This window comes from Citrobacter sp. Cpo061 (assembly GCF_030332845.1).
Classification (GTDB): Bacteria; Pseudomonadota; Gammaproteobacteria; order Enterobacterales; family Enterobacteriaceae; genus Citrobacter; species Citrobacter portucalensis.
This window is the reverse complement of the sequence record NZ_JAOWHB010000019.1, coordinates 1-17658: the sequence shown is the minus strand read 5'-3', so window position 1 is coordinate 17658 and position 17658 is coordinate 1. Positions and strand designations below refer to the sequence as shown.

The following is a 17658-nucleotide window of genomic DNA, read 5'->3' as shown; positions in this document are numbered from 1 at the left end:
GGTTTTTTGTTATTACAACCTGGCTATTTTTTTCTGGCCAGTTTAAGTGCCCAGGCTCCGCTCATTACCAGCAACAGCACTAAACATAAACCAAAAGCGAGCAGGCAAGCCTGCGCCATATTCATAAAATGCCATGGCGGGAGCAGATACCAGCCTTCGGACTGCTGGTACAGATCGACAAACCACTTTTGCATACTGCTAAGCGCTACGCCATCAGGAACGACAGGTGCGTCATAGCCGCAATCTCCAGTGGGCTTAAACCATTCTGGAGCCCAGTTTGCCAGCGGCAAATTGAAAGGGAATGTCGGATCGGTAGAACATCCCTGTACGCCAAAGAGCGAATCCGGGTCCGGGTTATGTACCGCATAATGAATGCCATTAAGTTTGATGGAGAACTTAATGCCCATAATGCTGCCATAAAATGCCGCAATGCAGCCGACCAGTTTTAGAATGAGGTTTTTAGGGTTTATTGCCGCGATCAGCCCACCGAAAACCATCACAAACATGGCAAAGCGGATATATACACATTGCTCGCAAGGGGCCATGTAGAGATAGATTTGGAAGAACGAGTGCGCCAGAATAATTAACCCACCCATGGCACAAGCCATTAGCAACCACAAAAAGCGTCGCTCCTGCCATCTCACCAGGGTATTAACCGGTGCGGTACATAAGTCTCGCCACAATCCTTTGATAAAATCCATAGCCGGTTTCCTGTTTATTTTGTCGCCAGCTCTCTGACAAGCTCAGCCATGGAATCAATCGATTTGATGCTTTTGGTGTAGATCAGGTACTTACCATTGACGACGTAAGCCGGAACCCCCTGGATTTTGGCAACATCATAAGCCGCTTTCCATTTTTCCAGTGTCTCCTGGACTACGGGTTCTTTTAAGGCGCTCTCGAAGTCTGCTTGACTCATACCTGCAGCGTCCAGTCCTGTTTTGATGAATGAAGCGGGATCTTTACCGTCAGACCAGCGTTCTTTCTTATCGTGGTAGGCAGTGTAGTAAGCAAACTTAGCTTTTTTGAACTGTGATTTGGCATCAAACAATGAAATTCCTGCGGCCTGATCCTTAGCAATCATTACTGCAAATACTTCACTGGCCTGTTTGCCGTATTCTCCTTTGGTCTCGAGATGAAACGGTGTGAAGGCGACGAGATCGGCAACTTTATCTGACACCGGGCCGGTCACGGCTTTATCATATTTGTAGCAGAATGGGCAGGCGTAGCTGAATACTTTGATCAACGTTTTATCAGCATTGGGAATCGGTTTCTCCAGCACCATATAGTCAGTACCTTCAGTAAAAGCCGATGCTGCAAATGGTGAAACCAGCGCTGCCGTTAATATCACGCTTTTAAATAATGAAGTAATCCATTTAGACGACATAATTAATCCTTAATCTAACGAAATTATTTAAACATTTGTTGTGGGCGAACCAGTAATGCGCGGTAGTGCGTTTGGTTTGGTTTATCGGAAAGGACATCAATTTCGACTTTGACTTCTTTTGTTTTGTAGTCAATTTCGTTGATTTTGCCGATGGTTGGCTGTCCAACGTCAAATAAATTAATAGAACCACCAAATCCAAACATCGTGTCGCGGTCTTTTTGATATTCAATTACCGACGTGATAGGACTGTAGAAATCATAACCGCGCTCTTTCCCGTATTCCCAAACTTGCTGAACGGTTCCTTTTTTCTCGTCAATTTTATATTCGACGAATCGGGAGTATTTCATTGTTGGTAGAGCCGGTTGTTCGAGTCCACGGCCATCGCCATTGTCAAAGATGGTTAGCGTACCTTTGCTAGAGAGCCAGGCGGTGTGTTGGGTGTAGGTAAAATCGAAATCAGTATTCTCGCACTTACCGTTTTCATCACACTTCAGCGCGTTGCCCTTATCATCAACCGGTTTTAACAGTTTGCTTGCCAGCGCCTTATTCCAGCCTTTAGACGGTGCCAGGATCCATTTCACCTGTTTATCACGACCGATTTTGACGACACCCTGATGGCGGGAAGAAAGAATGATGGAGTCATCTTTAGCGTCATAGGCAATGGAGTTTACATGAGCCCAGTTACGGCCTGCACCAACGCCGAGGGCGTCACCATAGGGGGTATCTGGCTCCAGTTTCGCCTGTTGGCCTGCGTGAGCGAGATCCACGTTGACGCATACCGCGCCTGCGTCCAGCGCACCCAGTAGCGCGTCACGCATCGGGTCGAGAATTTGTGTCAGATCCCATACGTCAACAACACGTCCAGATTTATCGACTTCAATAATCTGGTCGCGGATGGTATGTACGTGAAGGCCATCTTCTTTGCGATAATCGCGTTTACCCACGCGAAGCAGTACGGTGCCGTTCACTGTTTCGACCGACTCATGCGACGCGTCGAGGAATCCGCGAGGCAGCTTATGGTCGGCCAGAACTTGCCCCAGCATATCGAATTCATACCAGTGCTGGCCCTGGACGGCGGTGAAGGTGCCTCGCGGTGTTTCACGAATACCCATCAGGTAGCCGCGCTTGTTGATATCCATGTCATGGCCGTCATAGAAGGTGTCCTGATCCAGCCACCACCGATATTCACCTTCCGTATCGACGACAAAGGTAAAGGGTGCGATATCAAAGGGGAGTGCGCCGCCAGCTGGACCCGCATCCAGGATGCCGGCATTTTTATCTTTTTCGCCATGCCAGTGGAATTCTGCACCCTGCGGGGTAAAGGTGTGGGTATTCACCAGATAAAGACGATCTTCAAAACCCGGTGCTACTTTAATCACTTTTGTTTGCTGCAAATCAGATATTGAGCGGTTATCCATGTAGTGATTTACGATGGCGGAAGTTTGCACCACATAATCATCTTTCATGGCCTTACCGTTTTCTTTATATTCAACGGTTACCTTATTTGCGAACTTTTGATAAAGGCCAAAAATAGGAATGCCATCGTACGTGGCGAGTGACTCTTTGCCGACGGTATAAGTCACCGGAACGCCTTTTTCACCTTTACCATGGACGGTAACTTTAACATCTGAAATAACGTGGCTATCTAATTCAACCAGCGCAGTAAGCGGGGCATTTCCATAAGGGTCAACTACTATTGCGCCCAATTTTCCTGCAGGTTGGGCCGGTTGAAAACCAGCGGCAAGAGAGTTTCCTGCTGCTAATCCAAATGTCAGTGCCAGAGTCCCTGCCAGAAGTGTTTTTCGGTATTGTGTAAACATGGATATATCTCCTTATATTACCTATAAATATAATCTTGCTGAATATATTATGTTTTTACGGTTTTGGTAAAATAAAATGGTATTGCTAATACTACTTTTGTAATGCATTAATTAATATTGATGAAATGTATTATTCTTCAGGAGCTAATTTTTATTATTTTTTTGATAGTATGAGTGAGATATTTTAAGAACAATATTTATTATTGCGTAGTGTGATCTTGTCGACATTGTTTTAATTGTTTATAACGAGTTTGGCTAATAGCTTAGCCGCTGATTTATATGATCGAAATCATATATTTGTTTCTGAAATATGCCACTATATGAGTATGTCAGAATAAGGTTGTGTAAAATTTTAACGTTAAATGTTTAATGATGTTAAATTTTAAGGGTAGAAGAATGTTTATTGCCTGGTATTGGATTGTATTAATTGCACTCGTTGCGGTGGGTTATTATTGCCATATGAAACGTTATTGTCGGGCATTCCGCCAGGACAGAGATGCCTTACTTGAAGCGCGAAACAAACTCTTTCGCCGTTCTGGTGAAGATAACAGCGCGATTAAGGAACAGGATTAGTCCTTCATATTCTGCTATGGATGAGCGGATGCTGTAAATTTGCAGGGTGGCATCCGCCCTCTGGATTATCCGATTCCCATCGACTGGAGGATGACGAGGCTTAACCCCATCACCGACATTCCACATAACACCCCATAGCTGGGATTATTATTGGGATCGATCTCTTTTGCCAACGGCATCAATTCATCGACGGACAGCGCCACCATAATACCTGCGACAGCCGCCATTATTGCCGCCATCACCACCGGTGATATCAGGCTACCGAGAATTAACCACGCCAGTACGCCGCCCAGTATTTCTGCCATACCTGAAATCCCTGCCCAGAATATCGCCGTACGTTTGGAGCCTGTGGCGGCATAGACGGGACCCGCCACCGCTAATCCTTCAGGAATATTGTGCAATGCAACGGCGAGGGCAATACCAAAGCCCAGCTCAAGGTTGCTACTGGCGGTAACAAACGTCGCAATCCCTTCAGGAAAGTTGTGCAGGCTGATGCCGAGCGTTAATAAAATCGCGGTGCGTTTAATAGAGCCGGGTAGAGGCTGCGTTGTTTTTTGTACCAGATCCTGAGGGTGCGCGTGCGGCAATAGACGATCCAGGCCAAAGTAGCCCAGTAAGCCGACGATAAACATTCCGTAGCCCAGCACTGGCGACATACCTTCAGCGGCCAGCGCAGCAGGTAGCATCTCCATAAGGGAGATCAGTAGCATAATCCCGGCGGCGAAGCCTAAAGAAAAGGCGAGAACGCGGTTAGACGGTTTTTGCCCTAGCACGCCGAGAAATGCGCCGATAAACGTGGCGGCACCTGCCAGTAAAGTCAGAAGTAAAGGTACTGACATCGACAAATAAAACTCCTTATCAATCTGCTATCCGGGTTGGATCGTCAAAATAACTGATGATCTTCATCATGGTTATCTGAGTTCTTCATCAACCGAATAAGCGTATTGTGGTGGTATCAAAATGACTCCCTCAGTAAGGATATCATCATGTCTTCAACTCGTATGCCAGCATTGTTTTTGGGTCACGGTAGCCCGATGAATGTTCTGGAAGATAACGTTTATACCCGTGCCTGGCAGCAACTGGGGGAAACGTTGCCGCGTCCGAAAGCCATTGTGGTGGTCTCGGCGCACTGGTTCACCCGTGGAACGGGTGTGACTGCGATGGAAGCCCCCAAAACGATCCACGATTTTGGCGGTTTTCCGCAAGCATTATATGACACCCATTACCCAGCTCCTGGCTCGCCTGAACTGGCGCAGCATCTGGTTGACTTACTTGCTCCAGTGCCTGTGACCCTGGACAAAGAAGCCTGGGGTTTTGACCACGGTTCCTGGGGCGTGCTGATCAAGATGTATCCGAATGCGGACATTCCGATGGTGCAGTTGAGTATCGACAGCACCAAACCCGCGTCATGGCATTTTGAGATGGGCCGTAAGCTGGCGGCGCTGCGTGATGAAGGCATTATGCTGGTGGCCAGTGGTAACGTGGTGCATAACCTGCGCACTGCGCGTTGGCACGGTGAGAACACGCCTTATCCGTGGGCGACTTCATTCAATGACTATGTTAAGGCAAACCTGACATGGCAGGGACCGGTTGAGCAGCACCCATTGGTGAACTATCTCGATCATGAAGGTGGATCGTTGTCGAACCCGACGCCGGATCACTATCTGCCGCTGCTGTATGTACTTGGGGCTTGGGATGGTAAAGAGTCTGTCACTATCCAGGTAGATGGTATTGAGATGGGAAGTTTAAGTATGTTGTCGGTGCAGGTTGGATGATGAATGCCCGATGGCACTGCGCTTATCGGGCATTAAGTTCGCGCCGTAGGCCGGGTAAGGCGAAGCCGCCACCCGGCACTCTCAATTATTCGACAAAAATATGCGGATAGAAACGTGACAGATCCTGCGTGATTAATGCGCGGTCTTCACGAATGCCGATCCCGGCTGGTTGATCGTTGATCAGCCAGCTGCCAATCAGCATATAGCTGTCGCCAAACTTCGGTAGCTGATGGAACTGCTGCACGATCATGCCTTCTTCACCGTACGGTCCTTCCACGGATTCGATCGTTTTACCGTTCTCAACGATGGAGACATTAGCCCCCTCGCGCGAGAAGATCGGTTTTACGACGAATTTATCCATCTGCGGATGGTCGTCTTCGGCGAAGTACGCTGGCAGCAGGTTCGGATGGTCCGGGAACATTTCCCATAACAGCGGCAACAGTGCTTTGTTGGAGATAATGCTCTTCCAGGCCGGTTCCAGCCAGCGAACGCCAGCGTCTTCCAGCTTGGTGGAGAACATTTCACGCAGCATGAATTCCCACGGATAGAGCTTGAACAGGTTAGCGATTACCTGATCCTGCATGTCGGTGAACTGACCTTTTTCACCAAGACCAATATCTTCTACATAGAGGAATTCTGTAGCGATCTCAGCTTCGGCAGCGCAATCCTGCAGATACTGGATCGTACCGCGATCTTCTACCGTATCACGACAGCAGGTCAGATGAAGCAGTTGAAAACCATACTGCTCACGCAGCTCGGTGAAACGCTCGATCAGTTTTTCCTGCAGACTGTTGAACTGATCGCTGCCTTCCGGCAGGTTGCCCGCATTGAGCTGATCTTCCAGCCAGATCCACTGGAAAAACGCGGCTTCGTACAGCGAGGTTGGCGTATCGGCGTTGTTTTCTAAAAGCTTGGGTTCACCCGTGCCGTCCCACGCCAGATCGAGACGTGAATAGAGCGACGGTTGCTGTGTCTGCCAGGACTGGCGGACAAAGCCCCAGGTATGCTTCGGAATGCGAAACTTGGTCATCAACTCATCGCTGGCGATGACCTTTTCCACCACCTTGAGGCACATTTGATGCAGCTCTGCGGTGACCTCTTCCAGCTTTTCAACCTGAGCAAGAGTGAGCTTATAGTACGCGTCTTCACACCAGTACGGCTCGCCGTACATAGTGTGAAAATTGAAACCGTATTCGGTGGCTTTGTCGCGCCAGTCCGGGCGCTCAACAATACTGACTCTTTCCATGACGATCAGCCACCCATTGAACGTGTGGTGGTACCGCTTGCGCTACGCTGCATGGTGCTCTGTTTGGCCACAGACTCACCAAATCCGCCGCGGGTTACGGTAGAGGTGGTAGCTGGTTTCGGTGCCATAGCGGTTTTCGGTACGGTCATGGTGCGACCCGGCGTTGCTGCGCCGTAGTTTTTACCGCTGGCATCCGTGTATTTGCCGTAAGCCGGGCTGGCTGGGTTTTTCGAGCTGAACAGCGGTTGCTGAGCGCCCATTCCGCCGCCCATCAGTCGGCCCATCATGTAGCCCGCCATCAGCGGCATCCAGAAGCTGCCGCTGCTTTGATTCTGCGCCTGAGCCTGGCCTTCACCGGTCGGTGCCATACCCGCTTGCGCAGGAGCCTGCTGGCACTGGCCTTCGCCGAATTCAGCGATACAGTCTTCACGAGTGGCGTATTTTGGCGCGGTACGTTCAGCTTCTTTCAGCGCATTGTTAAACGCGGTAGTACATTCGGCGCTTTTACCCGGATTCGCCGCAGAGCAGTCGTCAGCGTTCTGATAAAGCGAAACCGTTTCGTCGCTCTTTTCACAGCCCGCGAGCATAAACACAGCGGTAACTGCCAGGGCGACAGGAGTCAGATGGCGCGCGCTCCAGCTTTTGCGGAACGAGGCGTGATGTATAGATTTTGTCCGTTTCATTTATGTCTTCCAGTACCCAGTGGTAACTCTGCTCAGAATAGAGGATGACTGGTCGAAATTGAAGCGGTAAGAGGCGAGAATGCGGAAGAAGGGGCGGATCTTTACGTTGTCTTACGTTCAGACGGGGCCGAAGCCCCGTCATCAGCATCAGTTACGGAACGGGTTGTTGCCGGTGCTGCTGGTTGAACGTGCTGCTGTCGGCTGCGCCGCAGGCGTCGCGCTGTTGGACGTATAACCGTCCGCCGAGGCATCTTGCTGCGCGTTTTCCGGCGCGATCGAATCCGGGGTCGTGGATACGGGTTTACCCAGCGTATTATTCAGTGCCACCAGATCCTGCTCGTTCAGCGTACCGAGCGCAGATTTGACGTTTAACTGGTTGATAAGATAGGTATAACGCGCATTCGCCAGTTGCTGCTTGGCGTTGTACAGCGTGGTGGTGGCATCCAACACATCCACAATGGTACGTGTACCTACGGAATAGCCGGCTTCCATCGCATCCAAAGAACTTTGTGCAGAGACAACCGCTTGTTTGTAAGCGTTAATGCTACTGATAGACGCATTAATGTTGTTGAACGAAGAACGAACGGTCTGCACCACGCTGCGGTGTGCGCTTTCCAGCTGTTCACTCGCGCCAACAAAGTTGTACTGCGCTTGTTTCACCTGCGAGTTAACCATTCCACCCTGGTACAGCGGCAGTGAGAAGCTCAGACCGATTTTATTCTGGCCTTCATTGCTATCGTCATAGCGTGTGCCCGCATCACTGGCACGAGTTTTAGATCCGCTGTAAGAGGTATCAGAAACGCCGGTTGAGGCGGTCAAATCCAGGGTTGGTAAGTGACCATCCTGTGCCTGACGAATCTGCTCACGTGCCAGATCCTGGCTCAAACGGGCCTGCAATAATGACAGGTTGCGGTTTTCTGCTTCTTTCAGCAGCGCGTTCACCGCCTGCGGTTTGTTGGTTTTAAAACCATCAACGTTCAGTGAAGCCAGTTCCGGGTAGTAGTTACCGGTTACCTGGCGCAGCTGTTCTACTGCGTTATCCAGATTGTTACGCGCGGTAACTTCATTCGCCAGTACAGTATCGTACTGTGAACGGGCGTTTTGTACGTCAGTGATGGCAACCAGGCCAACGTTAAAACGCTGAGTTGTCTGATCTAACTGACGATAGACCGCATCTTTCTGTGCCTGAGTGTAAGAAAGCACGTCAATTGCGTTTAGTACGTTAAAATAGGCCGTTGCGGTGTTCAGGATCAGCGTTTGCTGATCGGTCTGATAGGTCACGTCCTGGATGCCCGCTGATTTTTCTTGCAGCGTCAGGGCACGCCATTTAGACATGTCGAACAGCGTCTGAGTCAATTGTAATGACGCGCTGGTTGCATTGGAGTTGACGCCATTTGAATCACGGTAACCATTGCTGTAGGTGTAATCGGCACCTAAACCCAGTTGCGGCAGTAATGGGCTACGCGCTTCGTTAATTTTTTCGAATGCAGCATCGCGATCGGCGGCGGATTTACGCAATTCCGGGTTGCTCAGGCGTGCTTGCTGATAAACCTGCATCAGGTTTTCTGCCTGGCTCAAAGTACTGAACCCCGACAGGCTCAGGCCGATAAGGATGGGGAGCAATTTCTTCATTTGCATTCCTTGTTGTGAAGCAGTATTTAGCGCTGATCAAATTGTAAAAATATTTGCTGATTCTAGCAGAATCCGCCACTTCAAAAAGTTGGCGTTACGTGCCATACGGCGTTAATTTGCATCAATTTAACACAAGGGCGTTCAAACATCAGTCAAACGACCTTGAAATTCACATTTTAATCACTATTGGTTTCAGGACAGCACAATGCGTAAACCAGACAACTTGCCAATGACTTTCACTAAAAATGATGTAGAAATTATTGCACGAGAAAAGCTATACCGCGGTTTTTTTTCACTGGATCTTTATCGGTTTCGCCATCGCCTGTTTAACGGGGGGATGAGCGGCGAGGTAACGCGCGAAATTTTTGAGCGCGGACACGCGGCAGTCTTGCTACCCTTTGACCCTGAGCGAGATGAAGTTGTGCTGGTCGAGCAGATCCGTATCGCGGCATTTGATACCAGCGAAAGCCCGTGGTTACTGGAGATGGTGGCCGGGATGATCGAAGAGGGCGAAACCGTTGAAGATGTAGCCCGTCGTGAAGCAATGGAAGAGGCCGGGCTGGAAGTTAAACGGACGAAGCCCGTTCTGAGCTATCTGGCAAGCCCGGGTGGCACCAGTGAGCGCCTGTCTATTTTAGTCGGCGAAGTGGACGCCACGACCGCGAGCGGGATCCATGGTCTGGCTGATGAAAACGAAGATATTCGTGTTCATGTGGTGAGCCGGGAACAGGCTTATCAATGGGTTGAAGAGGGGAAAATCGACAACGCAGCGTCTGTCATCGCCTTGCAATGGTTACAGCTGCACTATCAAGAGTTAAAAACTGAGTGGAAAAAATGAAGCGTTACACACCTGACTTCCCTGAAATGATGCGTCTGTGCGAAACCAACTATTCGCAATTGCGCCGCCTGCTGCCACGTAATGATGCAGCCGGTGAAACAGTGAGCTATCAGGTAGCAAACGCACAATATCGGTTAACGATCGTGGAATCGACCCGATACACTACGCTTGTTGCGATCGAACAAACGGCACCGGCCGTCACATACTGGAGCCTGCCTTCATTGACCGTGCGCCTGTATCATGACGCAAGGGTGGCTGAAGTGTGTTCAAGTCAGCAGATCTTTCGCTTCAAAGCGCGGTATGATTATCCAAATAAAAAGTTGCATCAACGCGACGAAAAGCATCAAATTAATCAGTTTTTGGCCGACTGGTTACGGTACTGTTTAGCACATGGAGCGATGGCGATTCCGGTTTATTAGCGTCGTGAAACCTAAGGACACCATTTGGAAAGCCTGTTAACCCTTCCTTTGGCTGGTGAGGCCAGAGTCAGGATCTTACAAATTACAGACACTCACCTGTTTGCCGAAAAGCATGAAACGCTGCTGGGTGTGAACACCTGGGACAGCTATCAATCCGTACTGGATGCAATACATGCAGAGTCGCCTGAGTACGATCTGATCGTCGCGACGGGTGATTTGGCGCAGGATCAATCCGCTGCGGCTTATCAGCATTTTGCTGAGGGCATCGCAAGTTTTCGTGCGCCCTGCGTTTGGCTACCGGGCAATCACGATTTTCAGCCGGCAATGTACAGCGCGCTGCAGGATGCGGGCATTTCCCCGGCCAAACGCGTTTTCATTGGCGAACAGTGGCAAATCTTGCTGCTCGACAGCCAGGTGTTCGGCGTTCCCCACGGTGAGTTAAGTGAATTCCAGCTCGAATGGCTGGAGCGTAAACTTGCTGATGCGCCAGAGCGTAATACCTTGCTGCTTCTGCATCATCATCCTCTGCCTGCGGGCTGCAGCTGGCTCGATCAGCACAGTCTGCGTAATGCCGCTGAGCTGGATAACGTGCTGGTGAATTATCCTCGCGCCAGGTATCTATTGTGCGGGCATATTCATCAGGAACTGGATCTGGACTGGAACGGTCGCCGTCTGCTGGCGACGCCGTCGACCTGCGTGCAATTTAAACCGCACTGTTCCAACTTCACATTGGATACCATCAGCCCAGGCTGGCGGACGCTGGAGCTTTTTGCCGACGGGACGTTGCAGACTCAGGTACGTCGTCTGCAGGGTAATCGGTTCCACCCTGATACCGCTTCAGAAGGCTACTGATGTCTACGCTTCTCTATCTTCACGGATTTAATAGCTCTCCTCGTTCGGCGAAGGCGTGTTTACTGAAAAACTGGCTGGCGGAACACCACCCGCACGTTGAGATGATCGTGCCGCAGCTACCTCCGTATCCTGCGCAAGCCGCAGAGATGCTGGAATCGATCATTCTTGAACACGGCGGAGAGTCGCTGGGGATTGTCGGTTCCTCTTTAGGCGGCTATTACGCCACCTGGCTGTCGCAATGTTTTATGCTGCCGGCAGTGGTGGTGAACCCTGCCGTACGGCCTTATGAACTGCTGGTCGACTATCTCGGTCAAAACGAGAACCCCTACACGGGGCAGCAATATGTGCTAGAGTCACGCCATATTTACGATCTTAAAGTCATGCAGATTGACCCGCTGGAAGCGCCGGATTTGATCTGGCTGCTCCAACAAACGGGCGATGAAGTGTTGGACTACCGCCAGGCGGTGGCGTATTACGCCTCCTGCCGTCAGACAGTTATTGAGGGCGGAAACCACGCATTCACGGGCTTCGAAGATTATTTCAACCCGATTGTCGATTTCCTTGGACTGCACAGTTTCTGACGATCAATTCGAATTGCTTATTTAAACCATGACGCAAACTTATAACGCTGATGCCATTGAGGTACTCACTGGGCTTGAGCCGGTACGCCGTCGCCCTGGGATGTACACCGATACGACCCGTCCGAACCATCTTGGGCAGGAAGTGATTGATAACAGTGTGGATGAAGCACTGGCGGGCCACGCGAAACGCGTGGACGTGATCTTACATGCCGACCAGTCTCTGGAAGTCATTGATGACGGACGCGGCATGCCGGTAGATATTCACCCTGAAGAAGGCGTTCCGGCGGTTGAGCTGATCCTCTGTCGTCTGCACGCGGGCGGCAAGTTCTCTAACAAGAACTACCAGTTCTCCGGTGGTCTGCACGGTGTGGGTATCTCCGTTGTTAACGCCCTGTCCAAACGTGTGGAAGTGAACGTGCGCCGCGACGGGCAGGTATACAACATCGCGTTTGAGAATGGCGATAAAGTGCAGGATTTACAGGTTGTCGGTACCTGCGGCAAACGCAATACCGGGACCAGCGTGCACTTCTGGCCGGATGAAAGCTTCTTTGACAGCCCGCGTTTTTCTGTTTCGCGTTTAACGCACGTACTGAAAGCCAAAGCGGTACTGTGCCCAGGCGTTGAGATCACTTTTAAGGATGAGGTCAACAACAGCGAGCAGCGCTGGTGCTACCAGGATGGTTTAAATGACTATCTGAGCGAAGCGGTGAATGGCCTACCGACGCTGCCGGAAAAACCGTTTATCGGTAATTTCAGCGGTGAGACGGAGACGGTGGACTGGGCGCTGCTCTGGCTGCCGGAAGGCGGCGAGCTGCTGACCGAAAGCTATGTGAACCTGATCCCAACCATGCAGGGCGGTACGCACGTTAACGGTCTGCGTCAGGGACTGCTGGATGCGATGCGCGAGTTCTGCGAATATCGTAACATCCTGCCGCGTGGCGTGAAGCTGTCGGCGGAAGATATCTGGGATCGCTGTGCTTACGTGCTGTCGGTAAAAATGCAGGATCCGCAGTTTGCCGGGCAAACCAAAGAGCGCCTCTCTTCGCGTCAGTGTGCGGCATTCGTCTCTGGCGTGGTGAAAGATGCATTCAGTTTGTGGTTGAACCAGAACGTGCAGTCAGCCGAACTGCTGGCTGAGATGGCGATTTCCAGCGCGCAGCGTCGTCTGCGTGCGGCGAAAAAAGTAGTGCGTAAAAAGCTGACCAGCGGTCCGGCGCTGCCGGGTAAACTGGCGGACTGTACCGCACAGGATCTTAATCGCACCGAACTGTTCCTTGTCGAAGGTGACTCCGCGGGCGGATCGGCCAAGCAGGCGCGCGATCGTGAATATCAGGCGATCATGCCGCTGAAAGGTAAGATCCTCAATACCTGGGAAGTCTCTTCCGATGAAGTACTGGCTTCGCAGGAAGTTCACGATATTTCCGTGGCGATCGGTATCGATCCGGACAGCGACGATCTGAGCCAATTGCGCTATGGCAAGATCTGTATCCTGGCGGATGCCGACTCCGATGGTCTGCACATCGCTACGCTGCTGTGCGCGCTGTTTGTGAAGCACTTCCGCACGCTGGTGAAACACGGTCACGTCTACGTGGCGCTGCCGCCGTTATACCGTATCGACCTCGGTAAAGAGGTGTATTACGCGCTGACGGAAGAAGAGAAAGCGGGCGTACTGGAGCAGTTAAAGCGCAAGAAAGGCAAGCCGAACGTGCAGCGCTTTAAAGGTCTGGGTGAAATGAACCCGATGCAGCTTCGTGAAACTACGCTGGATCCGAACACCCGTCGCCTGGTGCAGCTCATTATCGATGATGAAGACGATCAGCGTACCAACGCAATGATGGATATGCTGCTGGCCAAGAAGCGTTCTGAAGATCGTCGTAACTGGTTGCAAGAGAAAGGCGACCTGGCGGATCTCGAAGGGTAATTGCATGTAGAAAAGCCGGAGACGGGCGTAAAATGCCTTATCCGGCTCTCATCTGACGAAGCGATTTATGCCGGATAGCTAAGCGTCACCCGGCAAATCGACAATCTTAAATGCCCGACTCCAGAATACGAATATTCATGTCCAGCACGTCACCTTTCACGGCTTCGCTGTAGGCTTTCATATGCGGGGTCTGCAAATGCGCTTCAAGATGCGCGATGCTTTCCCACTGCTCAACCATCACGATTGAATCTGGCGCTGTGGTCTGAAAACTCACACCTGCGGCATGATCCACCATCGGCGCATAGCCGTGGCAGCCTTCTTCTTTCAGTACGGTCGGAACGATTTTGGCAAACTGATCCAGTACCGCCTGGCGGTGATGTTGACCTGGACGTGTACGGATTTCTGCAATAACGGTAAGCATGGTTAACTCCTTCTAATTCCAGGTTACCAGTTAACCAAAAATTTCGGTCAGATGCTTGCGATATTCTGCGATATAACGCGGGACGTCCGGCATTTTAATCACGTCATTGGTGATAAAGGTCGGCAGCGCTTCCATTCCCAGGAACTGGTTTGCTTTATGGAAAGGGAGATAGACGCCATCAACGCCAACGCCATGGAAGAACTGGTCTTTTTCAGTGAAGGCTTCCATCGGTGCGTTCCAGGTCAGGGACAGCATGTATTTTTTGCCCTGAATCAGCCCGCCGGAGCCGTATTTTTTAGAGGCATCTGAACGTGTGCGGCCGTCGCTGGCGTACAGCGTACCGTGACCTTCGGTAAACACGTCATCGATGTATTTTTTCACGGTCCACGGTGCGCCCATCCACCAGCCAGGCATCTGCCAGATAACCGCATCGGCCCAGACGAAATTCTGCACTTCTGCTTTTACGTCATAATCGCTGTCTGCGCGTACGACTTTAACATCATGCCCGAGGTCGCGCAGGATACCGTCCGCGACCTCGGTCAGGGTGTCATTCAGTTGACCATTAGAATGGCCGAATTTTTTCGCCCCGTTGATAATCAGAATGTTGCTCATTTTGTGTCCTCAAGGAAATACGTTTGAGGACGATTTTACTCCCACCAGCGGTGCGGTGAAATTAGCAAAATGTGCAAAGTCTTTTGCTATATGAGCAACAATAACGCAATTACCAACTGACTTTTGCTTCAAAGCCACCTTCCGGAGCGTTGCCAAACGAGGCTGACATTCCATGCAATATCGCGATACGACGGACAATCGACAGGCCGAGACCGCTGCCGGTCACGCTTTGCCCCGGTGGACGATAAAAGCGTTCTCCAATGTGCATCAGAACTTCCGGCGCAATACCTGGACCATTGTCTTTGACGCTAAAATTGCGGGCGTTGAGCGTCACTTCCACAATACTTCCCCGTGGACTATAGCGAATCGCATTATCCAGCAGATTTCGCACCATCAGGCTGAGTAACAGCGGTTGCCCGGTACATGTGATGCCGTGCGCGTTAATCTGCAAACGTACGTCAATATGCGCCTGCTGGGCCGAATGGTAGATATCCATCACCGAAGATTGCAGCAACTCCTCCAGCGAGATTTCTGCCACATCCTGAAGATTGTCGAGGGAGTCAAGGCGCGAAAGCGTCAGTAACTGATCGACCAGACGCGTGGCGCGATCGATCCCGGCCTGCATCTGCATTAAGGCTTTTTGCCGTGCCTGCGGGTCATCGTCAGACAGTTGCGCCACTTCGGTTTGCACTTTCAGCGCCGTCAACGGACTACGCAGCTCGTGAGCGGCATCTGAAGTAAAGCGCCGTTCACGCACCATGGTGGTATGAATACGGGTGAAAAGTTGGTTGAGTGATTCAACCAGCGGGCGAACCTCGCCAGGAATGCCTTTCAAACTGAGCGGTTCTTCTGATTCCGGGTCGCGTAAACGTAGCGCCTGCGCCAGTTTCTTCAGTGGCTTAAGTTCAAGACTTAACAACACAATCAGGATTAACAGCATCAGCGGCAGAGCGACCAACCACGGCACCAATTGTGCTGTCACAATCGCTAAAGCCATATCTTCACGATATTCCCATTCCTGGCCGACAACGATTCGATACTTTTTATCTGCGGAAGTCAGCCAGACAAAACGCCATTTATCGTTGTCGCCATTCAGATAGCCATCGTCAAAACCTTCCCGGCGGTAGCTGTAGGGAATGTATTGGCCATTGTCGCCATCGTGAAGAACCATTTTCCCTTCTGGCGTGTAGGCCGCGAAGGTCAGTACATCGTCGTCAATATGACCATGCTTGAATTTTTTCGGGGTATGCGCGATGCGTTCAGAGGCTTTGAGTTCATCAAGATCCAGCGTGACCAGACGCTTGGCGAACAGCATTTGCTGCGTGTCGAACATCTCATTCACGTTATCGGTGGTTTGCTTCCAGGCGACAAAGCTGGAAATCAGCCAGGTCACTAAAACCAAAATCATGAAGATAAGCGTTAGCCTGATGCGCAGGCTGAGGCGTTGTGCGAGTTTCATGCGTCACCCAGGGTGTAGCCAATGCCATGCACGGTACGGATAAAGTCGCTGCCGAGCTTACGGCGTAAGTGATGGACGTGTACTTCAACCGCATTGCTGGAGACGTTTTCGTCCCAGGTATACAGTTTTTCTTCAATCAGTTTGCGGGGCAGGACGCGGCCCTTGTTACGCATAAGCAGCTCCAGCAGCGCGAACTCTTTGGGCTTAAGAGACAACGGTTCGCCAGCCGCCGTGGCGACCAGCGCGCCGGGATCAAGCGTCACCTCGCCATGGCGTAATGTGTTGCTGGCCTGGCCGCTGGCACGACGCACCAGCGCCTCCAGCCTGGCGGCAACTTCGATCAGCGCAAAGGGTTTGCACAGATAGTCATCTGCGCCCAGGCGCAGGCCTTCAACGCGTTCTGCCAGCGCGTCGCGGGCGGTCAGGATCAGCACCGGTTCCTGCTTTCCGTTGGCTCGCCATTCGCGCAAAATGTCCCGTCCGTCTATGCCTGGCAGCGTCAGGTCGAGGATTACCGCATCATAAGGTGCGCTGTAGAGTGCTTCTTTCCCTTGGCGACCTTCGGTAAACCAGTCGATGCTGAAACCCATTTTACTCAGACCTGTTTTCAGGCCATCGCCAATCAACGTGTCATCTTCGATCAGTAAAATACGCATATGTTCATCCCTGCGATAACTCATTTGCAGTCAGTAAACCTGTGGCTACAGTCTCTGTACAGCAAAAAAAGTATCTTTTTTTGCCTTAAGAACTTGTTAAGGATTAACTTATTTAATAGTCGTAAACCAACATGAAAGGGAGACATGACGATGAAAAAATTAGCTGCAATGGTTGCCGTAATGGCACTGTGTTCCGCACCTGTTCTGGCAGCTCAGCAGGGCGGCTTCTCTGGACCAACGACAACCACCACGCAGAGCCAAAACGGCGGATTTGTCGGCCCGAACGGTAGCAGCACGACGGTAGAAAGCGCCAAATCACTGCGTGATGACACCTGGGTTACCCTGCGCGGGAACATCGTTGAGCGTATTTCCGACGACCTGTACGTGTTTAAAGATGCGACCGGCACGGTGAATGTGGATATCGACCACAAGCGCTGGAACGGCGTAACCGTCACACCACAGGATGTGGTTGAAATCCAGGGTGAAGTGGATAAAGACTGGAACTCCGTTGAAATCGACGTGAAACAGATTATCAAAGTTGCTAAGTAATCCCCATCAGGGCCGCATTCGCGGCCCTTTTCTTTAGAACCAGTCTTAATCCCAGTTGCCATAGGGGTAGGTTTTACCGTTGATAAATGCCTGCGTTGACCGGAGGAAGGTAAAACTGCCGCCCGGGACGACGTAGTCTTTACACAGGGTCAGGTCTTTGCCGGAGCGGGTTGTCAGTTTCAGGGGCGTGACCGGCAGGCTGGGGCGTCCGGCGACATCGGAAAACCAGATTTTGAC

The 17658-nt window shown here is 51.2% G+C and carries 19 protein-coding genes and 1 pseudogene; 8 read left to right on the top strand and 12 right to left on the bottom strand.

The window, feature by feature from the left end; translation table 11 throughout:
- Positions 1 to 23 precede the first annotated feature (23 nt).
- From dsbI to OGX97_RS01360, 3 genes are read right to left on the bottom strand one after another with little or no spacing between them, the layout of a single operon-like run.
- Positions 24 to 701 (bottom strand): protein-disulfide oxidoreductase DsbI, encoded by a 678-nt coding sequence (dsbI, locus tag OGX97_RS01370; protein ID WP_048236780.1) that lies wholly within the window; start codon positions 699 to 701, stop codon positions 24 to 26.
- Between the two features lie 14 nt (positions 702 to 715).
- On the bottom strand, positions 716 to 1384 hold the full coding sequence (locus tag OGX97_RS01365) for a thiol:disulfide interchange protein DsbA/DsbL (protein ID WP_103284708.1): 669 nt from the start codon (positions 1382 to 1384) through the stop codon (positions 716 to 718).
- 23 nt (positions 1385 to 1407) lie between these two features.
- Positions 1408 to 3204 (bottom strand): aryl-sulfate sulfotransferase, encoded by a 1797-nt coding sequence (locus OGX97_RS01360; protein ID WP_048215529.1) that lies wholly within the window; start codon positions 3202 to 3204, stop codon positions 1408 to 1410.
- A 396-nt stretch (positions 3205 to 3600) separates the two neighbouring features.
- Between OGX97_RS01360 and OGX97_RS01355 the strand changes: the two genes are divergently transcribed.
- Positions 3601 to 3777, top strand: a complete 177-nt coding sequence (locus tag OGX97_RS01355) for a hypothetical protein (protein ID WP_003828416.1) — start codon at positions 3601 to 3603, stop codon at positions 3775 to 3777.
- Between the two features lie 65 nt (positions 3778 to 3842).
- On the opposite strand, the gene zupT is transcribed toward OGX97_RS01355, so the two are convergent.
- Entirely contained in the window at positions 3843 to 4616 is a 774-nt protein-coding gene (gene zupT, locus OGX97_RS01350) for a zinc transporter ZupT (protein ID WP_003024600.1), read from the bottom strand.
- 147 nt (positions 4617 to 4763) lie between these two features.
- Between zupT and ygiD the strand changes: the two genes are divergently transcribed.
- A complete protein-coding gene (ygiD, locus tag OGX97_RS01345; protein WP_235126663.1) occupies positions 4764 to 5552 on the top strand; it encodes a 4,5-DOPA dioxygenase extradiol in 789 nt (262 codons plus the stop codon).
- Positions 5553 to 5637: 85 nt separating this feature from the next.
- Here the strand turns inward: ygiD and OGX97_RS01340 are convergent, their stop codons facing one another.
- The 3 genes from OGX97_RS01340 to tolC all read right to left on the bottom strand — a co-directional run bounded on the left by OGX97_RS01340 (position 5638) and on the right by tolC (position 9113).
- Positions 5638 to 6798 (bottom strand): glutathionylspermidine synthase family protein, encoded by a 1161-nt coding sequence (locus OGX97_RS01340; protein ID WP_008785828.1) that lies wholly within the window; start codon positions 6796 to 6798, stop codon positions 5638 to 5640.
- 5 nt (positions 6799 to 6803) lie between these two features.
- Entirely contained in the window at positions 6804 to 7481 is a 678-nt protein-coding gene (locus OGX97_RS01335; protein WP_003024591.1) for a DUF1190 family protein, read from the bottom strand.
- A 147-nt stretch (positions 7482 to 7628) separates the two neighbouring features.
- Positions 7629 to 9113: an outer membrane channel protein TolC gene (gene tolC, locus OGX97_RS01330; RefSeq protein WP_235126673.1), complete on the bottom strand. Its 1485-nt coding sequence runs from the start codon at positions 9111 to 9113 to the stop codon at positions 7629 to 7631.
- Positions 9114 to 9318: 205 nt separating this feature from the next.
- On the opposite strand from tolC, the gene nudF reads away from it, so the two are divergent.
- The 5 genes from nudF to parE are packed head-to-tail and all read left to right on the top strand — an operon-like array spanning position 9319 to position 13724.
- A complete protein-coding gene (gene nudF, locus OGX97_RS01325; protein ID WP_032945031.1) occupies positions 9319 to 9951 on the top strand; it encodes an ADP-ribose diphosphatase in 633 nt (210 codons plus the stop codon).
- Entirely contained in the window at positions 9948 to 10370 is a 423-nt protein-coding gene (locus OGX97_RS01320; protein WP_003024582.1) for a DUF1249 family protein, read from the top strand. Before nudF ends, OGX97_RS01320 begins: the two co-directional genes overlap by 4 nt.
- 24 nt (positions 10371 to 10394) lie before the next feature.
- A complete protein-coding gene (gene cpdA / locus OGX97_RS01315) occupies positions 10395 to 11222 on the top strand; it encodes a 3',5'-cyclic-AMP phosphodiesterase (protein ID WP_008785825.1) in 828 nt (275 codons plus the stop codon).
- Entirely contained in the window at positions 11222 to 11803 is a 582-nt protein-coding gene (gene yqiA, locus OGX97_RS01310; protein WP_003024575.1) for an esterase YqiA, read from the top strand. The genes cpdA and yqiA overlap by 1 nt, the downstream gene beginning before the upstream one ends.
- A 28-nt stretch (positions 11804 to 11831) precedes the next feature.
- Positions 11832 to 13724, top strand: coding sequence for a DNA topoisomerase IV subunit B (parE, locus tag OGX97_RS01305; protein WP_003024571.1), 1893 nt, complete (start codon positions 11832 to 11834; stop codon positions 13722 to 13724).
- Positions 13725 to 13830: 106 nt separating this feature from the next.
- Here parE and OGX97_RS01300 read toward each other — a convergent pair whose 3' ends face one another.
- The 4 genes from OGX97_RS01300 to qseB all read right to left on the bottom strand — a co-directional run bounded on the left by OGX97_RS01300 (position 13831) and on the right by qseB (position 16872).
- On the bottom strand, positions 13831 to 14145 hold the full coding sequence (locus OGX97_RS01300) for a putative quinol monooxygenase (RefSeq protein WP_003024557.1): 315 nt from the start codon (positions 14143 to 14145) through the stop codon (positions 13831 to 13833).
- A gap of 30 nt (positions 14146 to 14175) precedes the next feature.
- Positions 14176 to 14757 carry an NAD(P)H-dependent oxidoreductase gene (locus OGX97_RS01295; RefSeq protein WP_003828397.1) on the bottom strand — a complete coding sequence of 194 codons (582 nt, stop codon included), beginning with the start codon at positions 14755 to 14757 and terminating at the stop codon, positions 14176 to 14178.
- A gap of 109 nt (positions 14758 to 14866) precedes the next feature.
- Positions 14867 to 16216: a quorum sensing histidine kinase QseC gene (qseC, locus tag OGX97_RS01290; RefSeq protein WP_032945028.1), complete on the bottom strand. Its 1350-nt coding sequence runs from the start codon at positions 16214 to 16216 to the stop codon at positions 14867 to 14869.
- Positions 16213 to 16872: a quorum sensing response regulator transcription factor QseB gene (gene qseB, locus OGX97_RS01285; protein ID WP_057068259.1), complete on the bottom strand. Its 660-nt coding sequence runs from the start codon at positions 16870 to 16872 to the stop codon at positions 16213 to 16215. The genes qseC and qseB overlap by 4 nt, the downstream gene beginning before the upstream one ends.
- Positions 16873 to 17022: 150 nt before the next feature.
- Between qseB and OGX97_RS01280 the strand changes: the two genes are divergently transcribed.
- Positions 17023 to 17421 (top strand): YgiW/YdeI family stress tolerance OB fold protein, encoded by a 399-nt coding sequence (locus OGX97_RS01280; protein WP_279850800.1) that lies wholly within the window; start codon positions 17023 to 17025, stop codon positions 17419 to 17421.
- 45 nt (positions 17422 to 17466) lie between these two features.
- Here the strand turns inward: OGX97_RS01280 and OGX97_RS01275 are convergent.
- Positions 17467 to 17658 (bottom strand): annotated as a pseudogene (locus OGX97_RS01275) (DUF2931 family protein); the annotation flags it as partial.

What these genes read in the sequence shown, in the direction of transcription:
- yqiA (WP_003024575.1), top strand. Translation starts at nt 11,222, where the DNA reads ATGTCTACGCTTCTCTATCTTCACGGATTTAATAGCTCTCCTCGTTCG.
- OGX97_RS01360 (WP_048215529.1), bottom strand. Translation starts at nt 3,204, where the DNA reads ATGTTTACACAATACCGAAAAACACTTCTGGCAGGGACTCTGGCACTG.
- qseC (WP_032945028.1), bottom strand. Translation starts at nt 16,216, where the DNA reads ATGAAACTCGCACAACGCCTCAGCCTGCGCATCAGGCTAACGCTTATC.
- OGX97_RS01335 (WP_003024591.1), bottom strand. Translation starts at nt 7,481, where the DNA reads ATGAAACGGACAAAATCTATACATCACGCCTCGTTCCGCAAAAGCTGG.
- OGX97_RS01295 (WP_003828397.1), bottom strand. Translation starts at nt 14,757, where the DNA reads ATGAGCAACATTCTGATTATCAACGGGGCGAAAAAATTCGGCCATTCT.
- parE (WP_003024571.1), top strand. Translation starts at nt 11,832, where the DNA reads ATGACGCAAACTTATAACGCTGATGCCATTGAGGTACTCACTGGGCTT.
- OGX97_RS01340 (WP_008785828.1), bottom strand. Translation starts at nt 6,798, where the DNA reads ATGGAAAGAGTCAGTATTGTTGAGCGCCCGGACTGGCGCGACAAAGCC.
- OGX97_RS01280 (WP_279850800.1), top strand. Translation starts at nt 17,023, where the DNA reads ATGAAAAAATTAGCTGCAATGGTTGCCGTAATGGCACTGTGTTCCGCA.
- nudF (WP_032945031.1), top strand. Translation starts at nt 9,319, where the DNA reads ATGCGTAAACCAGACAACTTGCCAATGACTTTCACTAAAAATGATGTA.
- tolC (WP_235126673.1), bottom strand. Translation starts at nt 9,113, where the DNA reads ATGAAGAAATTGCTCCCCATCCTTATCGGCCTGAGCCTGTCGGGGTTC.
- OGX97_RS01300 (WP_003024557.1), bottom strand. Translation starts at nt 14,145, where the DNA reads ATGCTTACCGTTATTGCAGAAATCCGTACACGTCCAGGTCAACATCAC.
- zupT (WP_003024600.1), bottom strand. Translation starts at nt 4,616, where the DNA reads ATGTCAGTACCTTTACTTCTGACTTTACTGGCAGGTGCCGCCACGTTT.
- qseB (WP_057068259.1), bottom strand. Translation starts at nt 16,872, where the DNA reads ATGCGTATTTTACTGATCGAAGATGACACGTTGATTGGCGATGGCCTG.
- ygiD (WP_235126663.1), top strand. Translation starts at nt 4,764, where the DNA reads ATGTCTTCAACTCGTATGCCAGCATTGTTTTTGGGTCACGGTAGCCCG.
- dsbI (WP_048236780.1), bottom strand. Translation starts at nt 701, where the DNA reads ATGGATTTTATCAAAGGATTGTGGCGAGACTTATGTACCGCACCGGTT.
- OGX97_RS01355 (WP_003828416.1), top strand. Translation starts at nt 3,601, where the DNA reads ATGTTTATTGCCTGGTATTGGATTGTATTAATTGCACTCGTTGCGGTG.
- OGX97_RS01320 (WP_003024582.1), top strand. Translation starts at nt 9,948, where the DNA reads ATGAAGCGTTACACACCTGACTTCCCTGAAATGATGCGTCTGTGCGAA.
- OGX97_RS01365 (WP_103284708.1), bottom strand. Translation starts at nt 1,384, where the DNA reads ATGTCGTCTAAATGGATTACTTCATTATTTAAAAGCGTGATATTAACG.